The sequence below is a fragment of the Pseudoduganella sp. UC29_71 genome (assembly GCF_042693265.1).
Taxonomy (GTDB): domain Bacteria; phylum Pseudomonadota; class Gammaproteobacteria; order Burkholderiales; family Burkholderiaceae_D; genus Rugamonas.
The window spans coordinates 2,036,312-2,055,863 of the sequence record NZ_CP170549.1 but is presented as its reverse complement, the minus strand read 5'-3'; the positions used below and the strand labels follow the sequence as shown (position 1 = coordinate 2,055,863).

Sequence of the window (19,552 nt, the reverse complement as noted above, 5' to 3'; positions counted from 1 at the left end):
CATGCACAAGCAACGCGGATTCAGCCTGGTCGAAATCGCCATCGTGCTGGTGATCGTCGGCCTCATGGTGGGCGGCCTGCTCACGCCGCTGAGCATGCAGATCGAGCAGCGCAAGGCGGCCGACACCCAGCGCGCGCTGGAAGAAGCGCGCGAAGCGCTGGTCGGCTTCGCGGTGCGCTACGGCTACCTGCCCTGCCCCGCCGTCTCCGCCAGCGACGGCCAGGAAGACCGCAGCGGCAACCGCTGCACCGAGGAGCGCCGCGAAGGCTACCTGCCCTGGGCCACGCTCGGCCTGCCCCGGCTGGACGCCTGGAACCACCTGTACCGCTACAGCGTGACCCCCGCCTTCGCCGACAGCGCCAACCGCTTCAAGCTGGTCACCGCGCGCGACATCACCATCTACACGCGCGACGCGCTGGGCAACCTGGCCGCCGCCACGGCGCCGGCCGACATCCCCGCCGTCATCCTCTCACACGGCAAGAACGGCTACGGCGCCACCAGCGACGCCGGCCTGCGCCAGAACAACGGCTCGCGCAGCAACGAGGACGAGCAGAACAACTTCAGCGCCGACACCAACTTCATGGCCCGCAACGCCAGCGACAACCGCGCCCTGCCCGGCGGCGAGTTCGACGACATGGTGGTGTGGGTATCGCCCAACATCCTGTTCAACCGCATGGTCGCGGCGCAGGTGCTGCCCTAAGATTCGCAACAGAGAAAGGACTGCCATGCCTAAGTCATACCAACGCCCAACCCAACGCGGCTTCACGCTGGTAGAAATCGCCATCGTGCTGGTCATCATCGGCCTGCTGCTGGGCGGCGTGCTCAAGGGCCAGAGCCTGATCGACAGCGCCAAGGTGAAAAACATCATCCAGCAAACCAACTCGCTCACCTCGGCCGTGAACGCCTACCAGGACAAATTCCGCGCCCTGCCCGGCGACGACCCGCTGGCCACCACCCACGTGCCCGGCGCCACCGGCAACGGCAACGGCGACGGCCAGATCAGCGAATACCAGCTGGCGCCGCAGCACCTGGCGCTGGCCGGCTTCATCACCGGCTCGTACAACGGCAGCACCGACTTCATGACCAGCGCCATGGGCGGCGCGGTCTACCTCTACAACGACGTGGTGGGCGGGCGCGGCGGCAACGGCATCCGCATCGACAACCTGCCCGACACCGTGGCCGAACAGATCGACGCCAAGCTGGACGATGGCAAGCCCAACACCGGCTCCGTGCGTGCCAACGTCGCCCCGGGCGTGACGGCCTACACCAACACCGGCGCCATCGTCACCCGCCTGGCGATCTTCTTCTGACCACCCGAACCTCAAGCGCTCTGAGCCGCATTCGGGGTCAGACCCCGAATGCGGCTCAGTTCGCTATATCGCGACACAAAAAAGTACGCGCGTTCGTTTTTATGCGATAGAATTAAACAACTATCCCAACGCAGGAGACGCGATGTTTGAGGAATTCATGGGCACCAAAGCAGTGTCCGAACGCCACCAGTTCGACGTGGCGGCGCTGGATGCTTACCTGCGCCAGCATGTGGAAGGCTATCCGGAGGGCGAGCTGGCGGTGGTGCAATTCAAGGGTGGCCAGTCCAACCCGACGTTCAAGCTGAGCAAGGGCAGCGGCGCCGCGCAGCAGCACTACGTGTTGCGTACCAAGCCGGCCCCGGCCGCCAAGCTGCTGGCCTCGGCCCACGCCATCGACCGCGAGTACCGCGTGATGGACGCGCTCAACAAGGCCGGCTTCCCCGCCGCCCGCCAGTACGCCTTGTGCACCGACGAATCGGTGATCGGGCGCGCCTTCTACGTGATGGAATTCGTGGACGGACGCGTGCTGTGGGACCAGGCCCTGCCCGGCATGACGCCGGCCGAGCGCGCCGCCATCTACGACGAGCAGAACCGCGTCATCGCGCAGCTGCACAGCATCGACTACCAGGCCATCGGCCTGGGCGACTATGGCAAGCCGGGCAACTATTTCCAGCGCCAGATCGAGCGCTGGAGCAAGCAGTACCTGGCCTCGCAGACCGAGCCCATCGAAGCGATGGACCGGCTGATCGCGTGGCTGCCCAACAACATCCCGCCCGGCGACGACACCGCCATCGTGCATGGCGACTACCGCCTGGACAATATGATCTTCCACCCCACCGAGCCGCGCATCCTGGCCGTGCTGGACTGGGAACTGTCCACGCTGGGCCACCCGTTCGCCGATTTCTCCTATCACGCCATGGGCTGGAACATCGAGCCGGGCCAGTTCCGCGGCATCGCCGGGCTGGACCTGGAGGCGCTGGGCATCCCGTCGCAGCAGGAGTACATCGCCCGCTACGCCGAGCGCACCGGCAAGACCATCCGCCTGGAAGACTTCAATTTCTACCTGGCGTTCAATATGTTCCGCCTGGCGAGCATCATGCAAGGCATCATGAAACGCTATGTGGACGGCACGGCCGCCAGCGCGCAGGCGCTGGAGTCGGGCAAGATGGCGCGCCCGATGGCGGAACTGGCCTGGGCCTATGCGTCCGGCAAACCAATCTAAGGAGACCGGCATGGATTTCGACTACTCGGACCGCTGCAAAGCGCTGCAAACCACACTGCTGGCCTTCATGGACCAGCATATCTACCCCAACGAAAAGGCCTTCCACGAGGAAGTGGACCGCAACGGCCGCGAACAGGGCAACCGCTGGATTCCCACCGAGCTGATCGAGCGGCTGAAGCCGCTGGCGCGCGAACAGGGGCTGTGGAACCTGTTCCTGCCCAAGTCCACGCGCGCGCCGGAGGGGCTGTCCAACCTGGACTATGCGCCGCTGTGCGAGATCATGGGCCGCGTGCCCTGGGCGCCGGAAGTCTTCAACTGCGCCGCGCCGGACACCGGCAATATGGAAACGCTGGAGCGCTACGCCAGCGAAGAACACAAGCAGCAATGGCTGGAGCCGCTGCTGCGCGGCGAGATCCGCTCGGCCTTCGCCATGACGGAGCCGGCCGTGGCCTCCTCGGACGCGACCAATATCGAGACCCGCATCGAGCGCGACGGCGACGAGTACGTGATCAACGGCCGCAAGTGGTGGATTTCCGGCGCCGGCGACCCGCGCTGCAAGATCTACATCACCATGGGCAAGACCGACTTCAACGCGGCGCGCCACCAGCAGCAGTCGATGATACTGGTGCCGGCCGATACCCCCGGCCTGACCGTGGTGCGGCCCCTGCCCGTGTTCGGCTACGACGACGCGCCGCACGGCCACTGCGAACTGGTGTTCGACAATGTGCGCGTGCCGGCCGCCAACATCCTGCTGGGCGAGGGACGCGGCTTCGAGATCGCCCAGGGCCGCCTCGGCCCGGGCCGCATCCACCACTGCATGCGCGCCATCGGCGTGGCCGAGCGCGCGCTGGAGCTGATGTGCCAGCGCCTGCACAGCCGCGTGGCCTTCGGCAAGCGCATTTCCGAACAGGGCGTGTGGCGCGAGCGCATCGCCGAAGCGCGCATCCAGATCGATACGGCGCGCCTGCTGACCCTGAAGGCCGCGTATATGATGGACACGGTGGGCAACAAGGGCGCGCAAGCGGAAATCGCCATGATCAAGGTGCTGGCGCCGAATGTGGCCCAGCAAGTGCTGGACTGGGCCATCCAGGCGCACGGCGCGGCCGGCGTGTCGGACGAGTTCCCGCTGGCCTACCAATGGGCCGGCAACCGCACGCTGCGCCTGGCCGACGGCCCGGACGAGGTGCACCGCAACGCCATCGCCAAGCTGGAACTGGCCAAACACCTGCCGCTCAGGGAAGACCTCAGCCTGCCGGTGACCCGCAGCTGATCCCGGCACCGCCCCGGCCGCCGTCCCGCGCTGTTGCGCCGGGGCGGCAGCTTGCCGCGGTCCTGGACAATTTGCTTGGTTGCAGCGCAGCACTCGGCTATGATCAGAGCGCTAACCACGCTCTCCGGGGGCCATGCAGTGCGACAAATTTCAGCCAAGCTGCCATCCATACGTTCGCAGATCGCCCTGCTGGTGCTGGCTTGCGCGCTGCCGTCGGTGATCGGCCTGGGCGTGCTGGTGCAGCACTTTTACCAGCGCGAGCAGTTTCAGATCCAGCGCGACACGCTGGCCACCGCGCGCACCCTGGCCGCCGCCGTGGGCCACGACATCGACGCTGCGGAAGGCGTGGCGCTAGCCCTGGCCAGTTCGCCCAGCCTGGACCTGGGCGAGCTCGACGCCTTCGCCGCGCAAGCCGCCGGCCAGCTGCGCCCCCGCTTGCCCGTGCAGCGCCTGATGCTGAGCGACACGGGCGGCCGTGTGCTGCGCCAGGCCGGCGCGGCGGCGGCAGCGCCGGAACCGGCGGACAACGCCGCCCGCCTGGCGCCCGCCGTCGCCCTGGCGCGCCCCACTCTATCCCTGATTGCGCGCAAGGACGCGCCGCACCAGCCCGAAGTGGCGGTGGACGTGCCGGTGCTGCGCAACGGTCAGGCCCGGTACGTGCTCACCGCCGTGCTCAAGCCGAGCCGCCTGGCCGACGCCGCCGCGGCCCAGCGCCTGGCGCCCGATTGGATGATTGCGCTGATCAGCGCGGACGGCATCATCGTCGACCGCACCAAGGACCCTGAGCGCTTTGTCGGCAAGCCGGTATCGGAAAAATCGCGCGCGCTGCTGCAAGGCGAAGGCGAAGGCGCGCTGCTGACCCAGTCGCGCGACGGTTACTCCGTGTTCGCCGGCCTGAGCCTGTTGCCCGGGCGCCAGTGGGCGGTGGGCGTGGGCATGCCGGAACACCAGGCCATGGCCGACGCGGCGCTGCCGTCGGTGCCGCTGATCGCGGCGGCGGTCGGCCTGCTGCTGCTGATCGGCATCGTGCTGGCCTGGCTGATGGGCGGCCAGATCGCCCGCTCCATCGCCGGCCTGATGCAGCCGGCGCGCGCGCTGGCCGGCGGCGTGCCGATGGCGCTGCCGGTCATGACGTTCCGCGAAGCGGACGAGGTGGCCCAGGCGCTGGTGCAGGTGGAAGGCGACATCCAGCGCCACCGGCTGGAGCTGGAAACCCTGGTGGCCGAGCGCACCGCCCAGCTGGCGGCGTCCAAGGCCTTGCTGGAGAACGTGTACGCCAGCGCGCCGGTGGGCCTCAGTTTCGTCGACCTGGACCTGCGCATCGTCATGATCAACGACTACCTGGCCGCCATCAACGGCCGGCCCGTCTCGGCCCACATCGGCCGCCATTTCGGCGACGTGATCCGCGACGAGCAGGTGCGGCTGGACGTGGAGCGCGACTACCGCGAGGTGATCGCCACCGGCGAGGCCATTTCCGGCATCGAGATGACCGGCACCGCGCCCGGCCGGCCGGACCAGGTGTGCCACTGGCTGTCCGGCTATTTCCCGGTGCGCGACGCGGCCGGCCGCATGATAGGCATCACCGGCCTGCTGGTGGACATCTCGCCGCAAAAGCATATCGAGGCCCAGCTGCGCCAGTCCAAGCAGCTGTTCAAGTCCGTGGTGGAGAACATGCCGGCCATGCTGTTCGTCAAGCGGGCGGCCGACTTGCGCTTTGAAATGCTGAACCGCCAGAGCGAGCTGATCCTGGGCCGGCCGCGCGCGCAATTCCTCGGCAAGAACGACTTCGACTTCTTCCCCGCCGAGCAGGCCGCCGCCTTCGCGCGCGCCGACCGCGCCGTGCTGGCCGCCGAGGACGTGGTGGAGATCGACGAGGAAGAAATCACGGCGGCCGATGGCGCGGTGCGCCTGCTCAACACGCGCAAGGTGGCGCTGCGCGACGAGCACGGCAACGTTACTCACCTGCTGGGCATGGCCATCGACATCACCGAGCGCAAGCGCGCCGACGAGGTGCTGCGCGCCACTTCGCTCAGCCTGGCGCGCAGCAACGCCTTCATCCGCACCGTCACCGACCACGTGCCGGCCATGGTCACCTACTGGGACCGCGACCTGCGCTGCCGCTTCGCCAACCGCAGCTTCATCGAATTCATGGGCCTGGGCACAGACCAGGTCATCGGCGCCCATCTGACCGAAGTCATAGGCGGCGAGCTGTACCGGCGCAACCGGCAGCGCATCGACGCCGTGCTGGCCGGCCAGCCGCAAAGCTTCTACCAGGACCGTCCGGACCGCAGCGGCGAATCCCACTTTGTGTGGGCCAACTACCTGCCCGACCTGGACGAGGACGGCAAGGCGCGCGGCTTCTTCGTGATGGTGTCCGACGTGACCGAACTGAAGCGCACCGAACTGCGCCTGCACGACCTGAACGACCAGCTGGTGCGCGCGCGCGACCGCGCCGAGGCGGCCAGCCGCGCCAAGAGCGCCTTCGTGGCCAATATGAGCCACGAGATCCGCACCCCGATGAACGCCATCATCGGCCTGGCCCGGCTGCTGGAGGAAGCGCCGCTGGCGCGCCGCGAGCGCAGCTACGTCGGCAAGATCCAGCTGGCCACGCAGTCGCTGCTGGCGGTGGTCAACGACGTGCTGGACTTCTCCAAGATCGAGGCCGGTCAGCTCAAGCTGGAGCACAGCCCCTTCAACCTCGACCATATTTTGAACAACCTCGGCGTGCTGGTCGGCCAGACCGCCTGGAACAAGGGCGTGGAACCGGTGTTCAACGTGGCGCCGGACGTGCCGCTCGAGCTGCTGGGCGACGCCATGCGGCTGCAGCAGGTGCTGCTCAACCTCACCAGCAACGCCGTCAAGTTCACCGAGCACGGCGAAGTGGTGCTGTCGGTGCGCCAGCTGGCCTGCACCGCCACCGCCACCAAGCTCGAATTCGCGGTGCGCGACACCGGCATCGGCATCAGCCCGGCGCAGCAGGCGCATTTGTTCGAGGCCTTTTCGCAGGGCGACAACAGCACCAGCCGCCAGTACGGCGGCACCGGCCTGGGCCTGGCCATCTGCCGCCGCCTGGTGGACCTGATGGACAGCAGCATCAGCGTGCACAGCGAACTGGGCAAGGGTTCCACCTTCCGCTTCACCTGCACCATGGAGCGCGCCGTGCACGGCATGCCGGCGCCGCACGCGCTGCCGCCCCCCGTCGAGGGGCTCAGCGTGCTGATCGTGGAAGACAATGCCACCGTGCTGGACATGCTCACGCGCCATTGCCAGGCGCTGGGCTGGCGCGTGTGGCGCGCCGACAGCGGCCAGGCCGGGCTGGCCCAGCTGCGCAAGCTGGCGCGCGCCAGCGGCGCGCCGCAGCTGGACTTGCTGCTGCTGGACGCCGGCCTGCCCGACCTGGACGGCATTTCGCTCTTGACCCAGGCGCACACCGACGATACCCTGCTGTTGCCGCCCACTATCATGATGGCGCCCGACCACTACACCGAGGAGTTGATCCCCATCGCCGACAGCCTGCACATCGCCACCGTCCTGGCCAAGCCCACCACGCCGTCGCGCCTGCTCTCGACCATCATCGCCGTGCGCGCCGGCACGGCCAGCCAGTCCGCCCTGCCGGCGCACACGCCGCTGTCCGGCCGCCTGGCCGGCATGCGCGTGCTGCTGGTGGAAGACAACGAGATCAACCAGGAAATGGCGCAGTACATCCTGCTGCACGCCGGCGCGCGGGTGGACATCGCCTGCAACGGCAGCGTGGCGGTGGAACTGCTGCAGCAAGACCCCACGCGCTACGACGCGGTGCTGATGGACCTGCAGATGCCGGTCATGAACGGCTACGACGCCACCGCCCGGCTGCGCGCCATGGGGCTGACCGAGCTGCCCATCATCGCCATGACCGCCAACGCGCTGGACGAGGACCGCCAGCTGGCCGTGGAGGCCGGCGTGAACGCCCACGTGCCCAAGCCGATCGACGTGGACGAGCTGCTGGCCACGCTGCTGCGCCTGGCGCCGCTGCGCCCGGGCCGCGCCGCGCCGGACGACAGCTGGCGCACGCCGCAAGCCGAGGACAGGCCGACCAGCCTGCCGGGCATCGACCTGGAGGCGGCGCTCAAGCGCCTGGCGGGCAATTACCCGGCCTTCGTGGGCCTGCTCAAGCGCTTTGAGAATTCGCAGGGCGGCACGGTGGGCGAGGTGCGCACCTTGCTGGCCGGCGGCAAGCACCACGCCGCCACCCAGCTGCTGCACCGCCTGCGCGGCGTGGCGGCCAACCTGGGCGCTGGCGACATTGCCCGCCTCAGCGCACAGGCCGAAGTGGCGCTGCACGAGGCGCGCGAAACCGACCTGGCCTTTTTGCTGACCGCGCTGGACCAGTCCATCAGCGTGGTGACCGAGGCGGCGCGCACCTTGCCGCTGCCCCTGCCCGCGGCGAACGCGGCGGCCGCCGCCGCGGCGGGCGGCGCCGACCTTCCGCAAGCATTGGAAGAGCTGCTATGCTTGCTACAGACTAGCAATATGAAAGCGCTGGCGCAGTTCCAGTCGCTGCGCCCGTCGCTGGACCAGCAACGGCACGAAGCAGTGGTGGCCCTGGCGCACGCCGTGGAAACGCTGGATTTCGCGGCCGCCGAACAATTGGTGCAAGATATGCTGAAGCGAAAGGACACTGCATGAGCTGGAGCGACCTGGCGATGAACGGACGCATCCTGATCGTCGACGACGCGATGGAGAATATCCAGATTCTGCACCACGCGCTGCGCGACGAGCACGACGTGCTGTTTGCCCTCAGCGGTGAAAAAGCGCTGCAGATCGCGCACAACCAACAGCCGGACCTGATCCTGCTGGACGCCGTCATGCCCGGCATGGACGGCTACGAGGTGTGCGGCGCGCTGCGCGCCTCGGCCGCCGTGCGCGACATTCCCGTCATCTTCGTCACCGCCCTCACCACGCCCGAGGATGAAACCCGGGCGCTGGAAGCGGGCGCGGTGGACTTCATCAGCAAGCCGTTCAACGTGGCCGTGGTGCGCGCCCGCGTGCGCACCCAGCTGACCGTGAAGCGCCAGGCCGACGCCATGCGCGAACTGACCCTGACCGACGCGCTGACCGGGGTGGCCAACCGCCGCAGCTTCAACGAGGCGATGGACAACGAATGGCGCCGCTGCGCGCGCTCCGGCGCCTCGATGGCGGTCATCATGATCGACATCGACCACTTCAAAAACTACAACGACGCCTACGGCCACCAGGCCGGCGACGTCTGCCTGCAGCAGGTGAGCGCGGCCATGCGGCGCTGCGCCGGGCGCCCGCCGGACCTGCTGGCGCGCTACGGCGGCGAGGAATTCATCATCCTGCTGCCGCAGGTGGGCGCGGACGGCGCCCAGGTGGTGGCGCAGCGTATCCTGGACGAGGTGCGGCTGCTGCAGATTCCGCACAAGGCCTCGTCGGTGAGCGAACAGGTCACCGTCAGCATGGGCGTGGCCACCGCGCTGCCGGACGAAAACGAGGACGCCAGCACGTTGATACGCGCCGCCGATTCCCTGCTCTACCGCGCCAAGGCAAGCGGGCGCAACCGCTTCTGCATGTCCGCCGCCGACTGAGCCGGCGGACACGCAGGCCTTACTGCACCGTCAGCTTGCCGGTGCCGGCGTTGCTCAGCACGGCCTGCTTCACGGCCGTGGCGGACAGCAGCTGCACCGTGTAGGGCACGCTCCATCCCACCGAGGAACTGAAGCTGCACTGCCCGGCCACGTTCAGCGCCGCGCCGTTCAGCAGCGAACCCGTATCGGTGATCGCGCCGGTCTTGCTGGCCGTGCCCGGGTTGGTCAGGATGTTGGTGCAGCTGGTGGCGCCGGCGATATCGAACGCATTGTTCTGCGAAATGATCTTGGCCAGGTAGGCCACGCCTATGCTGTAGTGGTGCGGATAGACCGCGTGCGAACGGCTGCCCTCGAAGTAGTTGTTATACACGTGCACCTTGCCGAAACGCACGCGCGGCGCCCGCTCGGACACATGCAGGAAGTGGTTGTTGTTGAAGGTGACGGTCAGGTGGCCATCGTCGCTGGTGGTGCTGTCTGAAGAACCGATCAGATTGTTCTTCGTGTGCAGCTCGAAGCGGTTGTGGGACACGGTCACGTAATCCGAACCGTTTTTCACGTCCAGCGCGCCGTCGTGGCACTGTTTCACCTTGCCGTTGCTGATCGGCAGCGTGTCGTCCGTGACGGGGGCATCGGTGAACACATTGTGGTCGATCCACACGTTTTTCGCGTTGCTGATCACCACGCCATCGAACTCCGAGTTCCAGTTGCCGGTGCTGCCGTCGTTCGGGTCCCACACCGGGTTCACGTCGCAGGGATTGACGATGGTCAGGTTGCGCACGATCACGTTCTGCACGCCGCTGATGGAAATCGAACTGTTCACCAGGCGCGTGTCGCTGCCCATGCCGATCAGCGTGCTGTTGCTGCCCACCTTGATCTGGCTGCGCGTGGACTGGTCGCTGGTGCTGGCGAACGGGCCGCCGTTGTCGGCCGCCGCCATGTCGATGGTGCCGTACAGCTTGATGATCTTGGGATTATTGCCCTGCGCCTTGAGCGCGGCCAGCAATTGCGAGGGCGAGTTTACCTTGTAGATGGCCGTGGCCGGCGCCGCCGCCCCGCCGCTGGTGCCGCCGTTGCTGCCCGCCCAGCCGCTGGCCGGCGCCGCCTCGGTGCTGGCGTCGCCGCCCGGCACCGGATCGGTCGGCGGCGGCGGATCGGTGGGCGTGGTGCCACCCACCGGGCCGACCGCGCACTTCTTGTTGATGCCGGGGTATGGGTCGGCGCCGAACGACGCCACCGTGCACGGAATATCGCCGGACAGCGACTTCACGACGAATTTGTCCTTGATGCCGAACGATACCGGACGCGCACTGCTGCCCGCCTTGCAGGTGCCTCCCTCGTCGGCGCACTTCGAATACCCGGACGGCCAGTCGGCCGCCTGCACTGCTGCGGTTGAGGACAATAACGCCACCACACTTGCAATCACAATGTGTTTCGATGCCAAGATTTGTCTCCCTTGTTGTTGTCGCCAGGGACATCAGCGCCCCCAGTCAACAGACATCATACAACCTCTTTCCGGCGGTTTAACATCAAGGAAAATGTTTCTCCAGTTGCATGCAACACTATCTTTCTGCAAGCGCGGACGCGCCTGCAATGCCGGTCTTTATCCCATTCCGACCGGCTTGGCTGTCGCGCAGCTAAAAAAATACGCTCAGCCGGTGATATCGTCCAGGTAGCCTTGGGCCAGATAGCGGGGGATCTTGTCGAACTCGCCGAGGACGCGGGCGCGGAATTCGTCGTGCTCGTGCCAGCGCTCGGCCGGCACGCCGAAATAGTTGACCGGGCAGACCGACATGCGCAAGCCCGGCCAATGGCGCTGCAAGGTCATCAGGTAGCGCCGGGTGGAACAGACTTTGCCGATGACGAGCACACTGCGGATGGCGGGGGCGTCCATGGCTTGCGCAACCCGGGCGCGGCCGAGCAGCACGTTTTCGCCGGTGTTGACGGCGGCCGTTTCCAGTATCAGGACGGACTCGGGTAGGCCCAGCTGCACCAGCCGCTCGCCGATGACTTCCGCTTCCGGGCGGGGCTGGCCGGCGGTGGCGCCGCCGGAGACCAGCAGGCGCTTGAACATGCCGCCCAGCCACAGCGCATGCGCCGCCTCGCAGAATTCGGCCACGCCGTGGCGGGTACCGAACAGGAAGCCGAGATCGGACGGCGCCGGCGGAAACGCCGGCATCACGTAGTCGGCGATGCGCTGCAAGTCTCGGGACATCATCGGCGCCGCATCAGTAGCGCCGCATCACGAACTCGGCCACGCACACCGGCTTGTCCTGCCCTTCGCGCTCGATCACCACGCCCCACTCCACCTGCGCGCCGCCTTCGATGTCGGCGATGGACTGGATGGTCATGCGCGCGCGCAGGCGGCTGCCGACCGGCACCGGGCCGGGGAAGCGCACCTTGTTGAGGCCGTAGTTCAGTCCCATCTTCATGTCCGCCATGCGCAGCGCGCTCTCCAGCATGGCAGGCACCAGCGACAAGGTCAGGAAACCGTGCGCAATGGTGCCGCCGAAGGGCGATTCGCGCTTGGCGCGCTCCACGTCCACATGTATCCACTGGTGGTCACTGGTGGCGTCGGCGAACCGGTTCACGCGCTCCTGCGTGATGTCGAACCAGTCCGACACCGCCACCTCCTGGCCCACCAGCGTCTTCATTTCCTCCAGCGTGGCGATGTCACGCATGCGCCGCTCCCGCCGGCCGGCGGCCGAACATGCCCATGCCTTCCACCGTGGCCACCAGCTCGCCGTGCTGGTTGGTGGCCTTCCACACGGACACCACCACGCCCCGGTCGGGCTTGGAGTTCGACGGCCGCACTTCCTTGGTCAGGTAGGTCACGGTCAGCGTGTCGCCCGCGTACACCGGCTTGATCCAGCGGATGCTGTCCAGGCCCGGCGAACCCATGCTGGACGAGTCGTTCAGGATGCCGTCCACCACCATGCGCATCATCATGCTGCAGGTATGCCAGCCGCTGGCGGCCAGCCTGCCGAAGATGGACCGCGCCGCCGCCTCGTGGTCGATGTGGAAGGGCTGCGGGTCGAACTGGGTGGCGAAGGCGATGATTTCCTCTTCCGTCACCAGCCGGCCGCCCAGCACAATCTCCTGGCCTTCAGTGAAATCCTCGAAATACCATTTCTTCATGCAGCCTCTCCTTGGCGATTTAAGCGGCGTGTTTGAATCCAGGCTGGGCGATGAAGCGTTCCAGGTGGTGGTCGGCGTCGCCCAGGGTCAGGTCTATCATGGTCAGGCGCTTGAAGTGGTGCGCGGCCGGCAGTTCGTCCGTCACGCCCATGCCGCCGTGCAGCTGCACCGCCTGCTGGCCGACGAATTTGCAAGCATGGCCCACGCGCACCTTGGCGGCCGACACCACGCGGCGGCGCTCCTCCACGTCGCTGGACGCTACTTTAACAGCCGCCAGCATGGCCATCGAGCGCGCCTGCTCCAGGTGGATGAACATGTCGGCCATGCGGTGCTGCAGGGCCTGGAACTTGCCGATCGGCGCGCCGAACTGCTGGCGGGTCTTCAGGTATTCCAGCGTGGCACCGAAGATGGCGTCCATGGCGCCCACCGCTTCGGCGCACAGCAAGGTGGCGCCGTAGTCGGCGGCCGCGTCCATGATGTCCCAGCCGGCGCCCACGCCGCCCAGCAAGGCGGACGCCGGCACTTCGGCGTCGCTGAACTGCACGGTGGCGGCGCGCTGGCCGTCGATGGTGCGGTAATCGGTGACCGTCACGCCCTTGGTGCCGGCCGGCACCACGAACAGCGAGATGCCGCCCTTGTCGCGCTGCTCGCCGCCGCTGCGGGCCGAGACGATGAAGGCGCCCGCCTGGCCGCCGTGGATGACAACGGTCTTCGTGCCGTTCAGCACATAGCCGTTCTCCGCGCCGCGCACGCTGCAGGCAACGTCGCTCAGGTCATGGCGCGACTGCTGCTCGCCCAGCGCGCAGGCCAGTTTCAGTTCGCCGCCCGCCACCTGCTCCAGCAAGCCCTCGTGGCCGCCGGCCAGCTTCAGGAATTGCGCGCCCAGCACAGTGGCCAGGTAGGGCTCGACCACCAGGCCGCGCCCCATTTCCTGCATCACCACCAGCATGTCCACGGCGCTGCCGTTGAAGCCGCCCTGCTCTTCCGGCACGGGCAGCGCCAGCATGCCCAGCTCGGTGAGCGTGGCCCAGGCCTGGTCCGACACGCCGGCCTGCGAATGGATGATGCGCTTGCGCGTTTCGAAGCCGTAGTCCTTGTCCACCCAGCGGCGCAGGGCATCGGCGAACTGCTGCTGTTCTTCTTTGAAAGTAAAGTCCATGCTGTCTCCCCTCACAGGCCCAGGATCATCTGGGTGATGATGTTTTTCTGTATCTCGTTCGAGCCGCCGTAGATCGACGTCTTGCGGAAATTGAAGTAGTAGGCGGCCAGCGGCGCGTTGTCGTCGTCGCCGGTGACGGCGTGTTCGGACTTGCCTTCCAGGTAGCGGGTGTCAAACGGCAGCGCGTCCGGACCCAGCGCTTCGATCATCAGCTCGGTGAGGATTTGCTGGATCTCCGAACCGCGCACCTTCAGCATGGACGCTTGCGGGCCGGGCGTCTGGTCTTCCTGGCAGATGGTGCGCAGCACCGTGGTCTCCAGCGCCATCAGCTCGATTTCCAGGTTGGCCACCTTGGCCGCGAACAGCGGATCGTCCAGCAGCGGCTTGCCGCGCTTGAGCTGCTTGAGCGCCACCTTCTTCAGGAACTGCAGTTCGCGCTTGGAGCGGCCCACGGCGGCGATGCCGGTGCGCTCGTGGCCCAGCAGGTATTTGGCGTAGGTCCAGCCCTTGTTTTCCTTGCCGATCAGGTTGGCCACCGGCACTTTCACGTTGTCGAAGAACACTTCATTCACTTCGTGGTCTTCGTCCAGCATGATGATGGGGCGCACGGTGATGCCCGGCGTCTTCATGTCGATCAGCAGGAAGGAAATGCCTTCCTGCTTGCGCACGGTGCTGTCGGTGCGCACCAGGCAGAAGATCATGTCGGCATGCTGGCCCAGCGTGGTCCAGGTCTTCTGGCCGTTGACGATGTAATGGTCGCCCACGCGCTCGGCGGTGGTTTTCAGCGAGGCCAGGTCGGAGCCGGAGCCGGGCTCCGAATAGCCCTGGCACCACCAGTCCTCGCAGCTCAGGATGCGCGGCAGGTAGTAGGCTTTTTGTTCCGCGTTGCCGAAGGCCATGATGACGGGCGCCACCATGTTGATGCCGAACGGCAGGATGGCCGGCGTGCCGGCGATGGCGCACTCTTCTTCCCAGATGTGGCGCTGGGTGGCGTTCCAGCCCGGACCGCCGTACTCGACCGGCCATGCCGGCGCGACCCAGCCTTGCTTGGCGACGATTTTGTGCCAGCGCACGTAGTCTTCGCGCGACAGGCGCAGGTGCTTGCGCACTTTCTGCTGCAGGTCGGCGGGCAGGTTGGCTGCGAGGAAGGCGCGCACCTGGTCGCGGAACGCCAGATCCTCGGACGAGTAGTTCAAATCCATGCTGTCTCCTTGTTATGAGCAATCGCAAAAAGCACGACCGTTCATTTATTGTACCGCACAAGGAGACAGCTTCAACACCTTTTAATGCACCACAGCCTCCAGTTGTACCATTTCACGGTTGAAGCCTTGCGGCGCCAGGCGCTGCTCGACCAGGGCCTTGGACACTTCCACCAGCCGTTCCTTGCGGATGGAGACGATCTCGTCGATCACGCTCAGCTCGGCCGGCATGCAGACGATCACCCAGATCGGCAGCTTGAGCAGCTTTTCCAGGTAGTCCAGCCGCGAGCCCTGCATGGCGAACATCTGGTTGCCCTGCCCGCCGATGTGTTCCACCGTGTGGCGGAAGTTCCCCACTTGCAGACTGAAGGTGTCGGCCTCGCGCGCCAGCCCGGCCGGGCTCACGCCGGACGGGAACAGGATGCCGGCCAGTTCGGCCAGGCCCTTGGGCGGGCGCGGGCCTTTGGGGCCGCCGGTGCCGCACCAGTCGTCGTCGTCCCAGCCGAAGTAGCCGCGCGCCTGGCCGCGCGTGTAGTCGGCCGCCGCCAGCAGTTCGCGCTCGTCGGCCGCGCCGCGCTTGCCGAAGAAGGGGAAGTGGTGCAGCGGCTTGCCAAACAGCGCGGCCGTCTGTGCCAGGTACAGCTCGGTATCCAGGATGTGGTTGTGCCACACGTAATCCACATAGCGCGACGGCGAAATGGCTTTGCCGTGGTTGCTGTGGGTGAGGAACAGGAAGCCCTTGTAGCGGGTGATGGCATCCGCCGTCTGCTCCAGCGACAGGCCGGGGCGGTCCTCCGGGTTCATCAGCTTGTAAGCCAGCGGCCCGAAGTCCAGGCTGTTCAGTTTTTGCAGGAAGTCCTTTTGTGTCTCGCTCAGTCGCTCCGGAATTTTGGACATGACTCTACCTCCACGTAGTGGCCGCGGTTCGGAAGGCTCCAACCACGCCGACCACCACGCGGCCGTCACCGCGGTCCCGTACGGTTTCGCCGGGACCTGTTTTGCTTGCGAATCATCTTATTTCAATACTATTTTGAGATACTCACCAATTGTCACAACGCCCCGCATATTTAACAATTGAGCGATCGTTCACCATAGCGGTATGGGGTATCAATTGTGAACTTTCTACTCCAGCGTAAATGGCAGGTCGCGGCCTTCGACGGCCTGGTTGCCGGCGTAGTCGGCGGCCAGCACGCGCAGGCGGTAATTGCCCGGCGCGAGTTCGGCCACGTTCCACATGCCGGGCGTGACCTGGCCGTGGATCATGCGGTTGGTGAGCGTGTAGGCGAAGCGCGTGGCCTTGCTGCCGTAGACGGTGATGCCGCTGTTGGGCGCGTAGGCGTATTTCACGGCGTCGCGGTTGCGCGGCAGTTCGTCATAGACCTGGGTGATGCGGGGCTGCTCGTAGCCGGCCACGGGGCTGCCGTCTTCGCGCAGCAGCTGGTAGCCCAGGGTGTACAGGCCGAGGCGGCGGCGCGCTTCGTTGCCGTCCATCTGGTCGTAGGCGTCCACCACGATGCTCAACTCGCCCGCGCTGCGCTGGACGACCAGCGGCTTGCGCTTGGCGGCCTTGATGACTTTGCCCCGGCTGTCGAACAGCGTGATGCTGTTGATGCGCGGACGCACGGTGTCGACCTGGCCTTTGAACGGCAGGCTAAGGGGGTTGAGGGCTTTGCCCTGGTCGAAGTAGTCCAGGTGGACGTGGGCCATGCCGTTGATGGTGCCCAGCGTGTCGCCTGCCGCGAAGCGTGCGCCGCGCCGCACGCGCACGCGTTCGGGCTTGCCCTTGGCGTTGCGCAGCAGCTGGAAGCGTTCGTCCAGCGCGGCGTTCTTCGGGCTGCGGCCGACGCGCATGTGGATGTAGGAGATGTTGCCAAGGGCGATGCCTTCGCTCAGGCTGCCGAAACCCCAGTTGGGCAAGGGGTCGCTGACCTTGACCGGCGCCACGGCCAGCACGGGCTGGCCGACGTCGGCCTGCACGTCCAGGCCGGCGTGGAAGTGGTCGCGGCTTTCGCCTTCGAAGTTGCCGCGCACTTCTCCCATCAGGCCGACGATCTCGTGCGGCTCGTTTTGCGGGGCGACTGGCCACAGCATCGACGCCACCGGCGCGGCCCGCCGCCGTAACGCGACCGTGCCCGTGGCCGTAGCTGGGGCCGGGGGCGTGACCAACGCCGGGGCGCCAGGGATGGCAGCTGCCGCGCTGGCGCCGTCGGCGCCGGCTTGCGCCGCGCCGATCGGCAGCGCGGCCAGGGCAACGGGCTGCCGCGGCGCTCCAGGCGCACCCGGTGCGGACGCAGTGCCGTCGCCCGCGTGGACCGGCTGCGGCGGCGCATCGCCTGGCGTGGCGGGGCTGAGGCGGTGGATGCGGAAGGTGGCGGCGTCGCTGACCACCAGGCTGCCGTTGCGCGCCAGTGCCATGCCGCGCGGCGCATACAGCTGCGCCTTGCCATCGCTGCCGTAGCCGGGCTCCACGCGCTGCGCGATGTCCGTCAGTCCGTCCAGGACGCCCTGCGGCGTGAGCTGCAGGATGCGGCCTTGCGAACCGCTGGCGATGTACAGGTGGCCGTCGTGCGTGCGCGCCAGCGCCATCGGGCGCCGCAGCAGGGCTTGCCGGTCGTTCTCCGGCGCGCGCAGCACGGTGCTCACCATGCCGTCCTTGCTCAATTTGCGGATGGCGTTGTTGCGCGTGTCGGCAATCAGCAGCGCACCGCTGTCGTCCAGCACCAGCGCGCACGGCGTGTCGAAGCCCGCCTTGAGCGCAGGGCCGTCCGCGTCGCCCGGCGCGCCGCCGCCGGCTATGGTGGTGACGGTGCCGTCGGGCGCGATGCGGCGGATGGCGTCGTTGTAGGTGTCGGCCACGTAGACCACGCCGTCGTCCCCGACCGCCACGCCCACCGGGCCGTTGAACTGCGCCTCCCTGCCCTTGCCGTCCGCCGTGCCGGCCACGCCGCTGCCGGCCAGCGTGCTCACCGTGCCGTCCGGCGCCACCTTGCGGATAGCGTTGTTGCCCGTGTCGGCCACGTACAGATTGCCCTTGCCGTCGATGGCCACGCCGGACGGCGTGTTGAACATGGCTTGCGCGCCCGGCCCGTCGGCAAAACCTTCCTTGCCGCCCGCCAGCGTGGACGTGGCGCCGCCCGGCGCGAGCTTGCGGATGCGGTTGTTGTCGCCGGCGTCGGCAATGTAGATCTGCCCGCCTCGTCCACCGCCACCCCGTACGGGTCGGCAAAGCGCGCCACGGTCAGCGGCATATTGCCCTCGGCGGCGCCGGCCACGCCGTCGCCCGCCAGGGTGGTCACGCGCGCGGCCCAGAATGCGGGCGTCAGCGCCGCCGCCTTCCCTTCCGGCGCCGTTTGCACGCCCGCCGGTTGCGGCGCGCGCGCCTGCAGGTAGAAATACACACCGGCGCCGGCCATCGCCGCCGCCACGCCTATGCCCGCCAGGGCCAAATGATTCCGCTTTGCCGCCACGTTACTGCCCATCCATGAGTGAAGAGCGAGCTTAACCGAAAAGATGACGCCAATGCTATAGTTACCTTTCGAATAACTGCGCCGGAGACCGCCATGCTGAAAGCCTCGCTGCTGCCCCTCACCCTGATCCTGGGACTGTGCAGCGCCGCCGGCGCGGCCGCCAAGGTGCAGCAGCTGCCGGGCTTCGCGGCCAACAGCAAGGAAGCCAGCATCGCGGTGGACATCAACGCCAACGGCCAGGTGGCGGCGGTGATCGAGGACGAGGACGGCAAGCAGCGCGCGGTCCTGTACGACAAGGGCCTGCTGGAGCTGGGCACCCTGGGCGGCAGCGACAGCTACACCAAGGGCATCAACGACGACGGCCTGGTGGTGGGCTCGGCGCAGGACGGCAAGGGCCACTGGCGCGCTTTCCTGGTGCGCAAAGGCGAAGCCATGCGCGACCTGGGCACGCTGGGCGGCGGCAGCAGCTACGGCACCGCGGTCAACGCGGCCGGCCAGGCGGCCGGGTTCGCGGACACGGCGGACGGCTATTTCCGCGCTTTCGTGCTGGACCTGGAAGGCCGGATGCAGGATCTGGGCACGCTGGGCGGCAATATCAGCTACGCGGCCGGCATCAACAACAGCGGCGCGGTGGTGGGAACAGCCGCGCTGCCGGACGGCTACCGGCGCGCCTTCCTGTACCGCCCGGGCCAGGGCATGACAAATCTGGGCACGCTGGGCGGGCGCTCCAGCGCGGCCACCGGCATCAATGACGCCGGCCTGGTGGTGGGCGCCTCCGAGATGCCGAACCGGCGCTGGCACGCCTTCCTGCACGACGGCAGCAGGATGGTGGACCTGGGCGCGCTGATCGGCTACGGCAACAGCTACGCCACCGGCATCAATGCGGCGGGCCACGTGGTGGGCACGATCCTGATCGGCGAGGAGCGCCGCTCCTTCGTCTACCGCGACGGCCAGATGCTGGTGCACCAGGCGGGCAAGGGCCTGTATCTGACCAACGCCATCAACGACAACGAGCTGGTGGCCGGGGCCACCTACCTGAGCAAGCGCTACGCGGCGGCCACCATGCGCTCGGACATGGTCCCGGTGGTGCCGAAGGGGCACCGGGAATTCGTGGGCATGATGTCGATGGCGATCGGCACCGCCGTGGCGCTGATGCTGCTGCGGCGGCGCTATCGCGGCATTGCGTTGCGCCGGTATTGACCGCT

General features: G+C 67.3%; 15 protein-coding genes. 7 read left to right on the top strand and 8 right to left on the bottom strand.

Annotated elements, in window-relative coordinates:
- Position 1 precedes the first annotated feature (1 nt).
- The 6 genes from ACFJI2_RS09050 to ACFJI2_RS09025 all read left to right on the top strand — a co-directional run bounded on the left by ACFJI2_RS09050 (position 2) and on the right by ACFJI2_RS09025 (position 9,387).
- On the top strand, positions 2-700 hold the full coding sequence (locus ACFJI2_RS09050) for a type II secretion system protein (protein WP_377704701.1): 699 nt from the start codon (positions 2-4) through the stop codon (positions 698-700).
- Between the two features lie 25 nt (positions 701-725).
- Entirely contained in the window at positions 726-1,310 is a 585-nt protein-coding gene (locus ACFJI2_RS09045) for a prepilin-type N-terminal cleavage/methylation domain-containing protein (RefSeq protein ID WP_377704700.1), read from the top strand.
- Positions 1,311-1,452: 142 nt separating this feature from the next.
- Positions 1,453-2,532, top strand: coding sequence for a phosphotransferase (locus ACFJI2_RS09040; RefSeq protein ID WP_377704699.1), 1,080 nt, complete (start codon positions 1,453-1,455; stop codon positions 2,530-2,532).
- Between the two features lie 10 nt (positions 2,533-2,542).
- Positions 2,543-3,802: an acyl-CoA dehydrogenase family protein gene (locus tag ACFJI2_RS09035; protein WP_377704698.1), complete on the top strand. Its 1,260-nt coding sequence runs from the start codon at positions 2,543-2,545 to the stop codon at positions 3,800-3,802.
- Positions 3,803-3,940: 138 nt separating this feature from the next.
- Positions 3,941-8,467, top strand: coding sequence for a PAS domain-containing protein (locus tag ACFJI2_RS09030; protein WP_377704697.1), 4,527 nt, complete (start codon positions 3,941-3,943; stop codon positions 8,465-8,467).
- Positions 8,464-9,387: a diguanylate cyclase domain-containing protein gene (locus ACFJI2_RS09025; protein ID WP_377704696.1), complete on the top strand. Its 924-nt coding sequence runs from the start codon at positions 8,464-8,466 to the stop codon at positions 9,385-9,387. The genes ACFJI2_RS09030 and ACFJI2_RS09025 overlap by 4 nt, the downstream gene beginning before the upstream one ends.
- 19 nt (positions 9,388-9,406) lie before the next feature.
- Here the strand turns inward: ACFJI2_RS09025 and ACFJI2_RS09020 are convergent, their stop codons facing one another.
- The 8 genes from ACFJI2_RS09020 to ACFJI2_RS08985 all read right to left on the bottom strand — a co-directional run bounded on the left by ACFJI2_RS09020 (position 9,407) and on the right by ACFJI2_RS08985 (position 17,949).
- The gene (locus ACFJI2_RS09020; RefSeq protein ID WP_377704695.1) at positions 9,407-10,786 is read right to left on the bottom strand and encodes a polysaccharide lyase family 1 protein; all 1,380 of its coding nucleotides are present in this window, start codon (positions 10,784-10,786) and stop codon (positions 9,407-9,409) included.
- 249 nt (positions 10,787-11,035) lie between these two features.
- On the bottom strand, positions 11,036-11,602 hold the full coding sequence (locus ACFJI2_RS09015) for a YdcF family protein (protein WP_377704694.1): 567 nt from the start codon (positions 11,600-11,602) through the stop codon (positions 11,036-11,038).
- A 10-nt stretch (positions 11,603-11,612) separates the two neighbouring features.
- On the bottom strand, positions 11,613-12,065 hold the full coding sequence (locus ACFJI2_RS09010) for a MaoC family dehydratase (protein ID WP_377704693.1): 453 nt from the start codon (positions 12,063-12,065) through the stop codon (positions 11,613-11,615).
- Positions 12,058-12,522: a MaoC family dehydratase gene (locus ACFJI2_RS09005; RefSeq protein WP_107872298.1), complete on the bottom strand. Its 465-nt coding sequence runs from the start codon at positions 12,520-12,522 to the stop codon at positions 12,058-12,060. The genes ACFJI2_RS09010 and ACFJI2_RS09005 overlap by 8 nt, the downstream gene beginning before the upstream one ends.
- Before the next feature lie 19 nt (positions 12,523-12,541).
- Complete coding sequence (locus ACFJI2_RS09000) at positions 12,542-13,681, bottom strand: acyl-CoA dehydrogenase family protein (RefSeq protein WP_377704692.1); 1,140 nt, start codon at positions 13,679-13,681, stop codon at positions 12,542-12,544.
- Positions 13,682-13,692: 11 nt separating this feature from the next.
- Positions 13,693-14,883 carry an acyl-CoA dehydrogenase family protein gene (locus ACFJI2_RS08995; protein WP_377704691.1) on the bottom strand — a complete coding sequence of 397 codons (1,191 nt, stop codon included), beginning with the start codon at positions 14,881-14,883 and terminating at the stop codon, positions 13,693-13,695.
- An 81-nt stretch (positions 14,884-14,964) separates the two neighbouring features.
- Positions 14,965-15,777 (bottom strand): glycine-rich domain-containing protein, encoded by an 813-nt coding sequence (locus tag ACFJI2_RS08990; RefSeq protein ID WP_377704690.1) that lies wholly within the window; start codon positions 15,775-15,777, stop codon positions 14,965-14,967.
- Positions 15,778-16,002: 225 nt separating this feature from the next.
- Positions 16,003-17,949: a gluconolaconase gene (locus ACFJI2_RS08985; RefSeq protein ID WP_377704689.1), complete on the bottom strand. Its 1,947-nt coding sequence runs from the start codon at positions 17,947-17,949 to the stop codon at positions 16,003-16,005.
- 491 nt (positions 17,950-18,440) lie between these two features.
- Here ACFJI2_RS08985 and ACFJI2_RS08980 point away from each other — a divergent pair, with 491 nt between their 5' ends.
- Complete coding sequence (locus ACFJI2_RS08980; RefSeq protein ID WP_377704688.1) at positions 18,441-19,547, top strand: HAF repeat-containing protein; 1,107 nt, start codon at positions 18,441-18,443, stop codon at positions 19,545-19,547.
- The last annotated feature ends 5 nt before the right edge of the window (positions 19,548-19,552 follow it).

Excerpts from the sequence above, each read along its gene's own strand:
- ACFJI2_RS09035 (WP_377704698.1), top strand. The coding sequence starts at position 2,543 with ATGGATTTCGACTACTCGGACCGCTGCAAAGCGCTGCAAACCACACTG.
- ACFJI2_RS09010 (WP_377704693.1), bottom strand. The coding sequence starts at position 12,065 with ATGCGTGACATCGCCACGCTGGAGGAAATGAAGACGCTGGTGGGCCAG.
- ACFJI2_RS09005 (WP_107872298.1), bottom strand. The coding sequence starts at position 12,522 with ATGAAGAAATGGTATTTCGAGGATTTCACTGAAGGCCAGGAGATTGTG.
- ACFJI2_RS09050 (WP_377704701.1), top strand. The coding sequence starts at position 2 with ATGCACAAGCAACGCGGATTCAGCCTGGTCGAAATCGCCATCGTGCTG.
- ACFJI2_RS09045 (WP_377704700.1), top strand. The coding sequence starts at position 726 with ATGCCTAAGTCATACCAACGCCCAACCCAACGCGGCTTCACGCTGGTA.
- ACFJI2_RS09040 (WP_377704699.1), top strand. The coding sequence starts at position 1,453 with ATGTTTGAGGAATTCATGGGCACCAAAGCAGTGTCCGAACGCCACCAG.
- ACFJI2_RS09000 (WP_377704692.1), bottom strand. The coding sequence starts at position 13,681 with ATGGACTTTACTTTCAAAGAAGAACAGCAGCAGTTCGCCGATGCCCTG.
- ACFJI2_RS09025 (WP_377704696.1), top strand. The coding sequence starts at position 8,464 with ATGAGCTGGAGCGACCTGGCGATGAACGGACGCATCCTGATCGTCGAC.
- ACFJI2_RS08995 (WP_377704691.1), bottom strand. The coding sequence starts at position 14,883 with ATGGATTTGAACTACTCGTCCGAGGATCTGGCGTTCCGCGACCAGGTG.
- ACFJI2_RS08980 (WP_377704688.1), top strand. The coding sequence starts at position 18,441 with ATGCTGAAAGCCTCGCTGCTGCCCCTCACCCTGATCCTGGGACTGTGC.
- ACFJI2_RS09015 (WP_377704694.1), bottom strand. The coding sequence starts at position 11,602 with ATGATGTCCCGAGACTTGCAGCGCATCGCCGACTACGTGATGCCGGCG.
- ACFJI2_RS08990 (WP_377704690.1), bottom strand. The coding sequence starts at position 15,777 with ATGTCCAAAATTCCGGAGCGACTGAGCGAGACACAAAAGGACTTCCTG.
- ACFJI2_RS08985 (WP_377704689.1), bottom strand. The coding sequence starts at position 17,949 with ATGTTCAACACGCCGTCCGGCGTGGCCATCGACGGCAAGGGCAATCTG.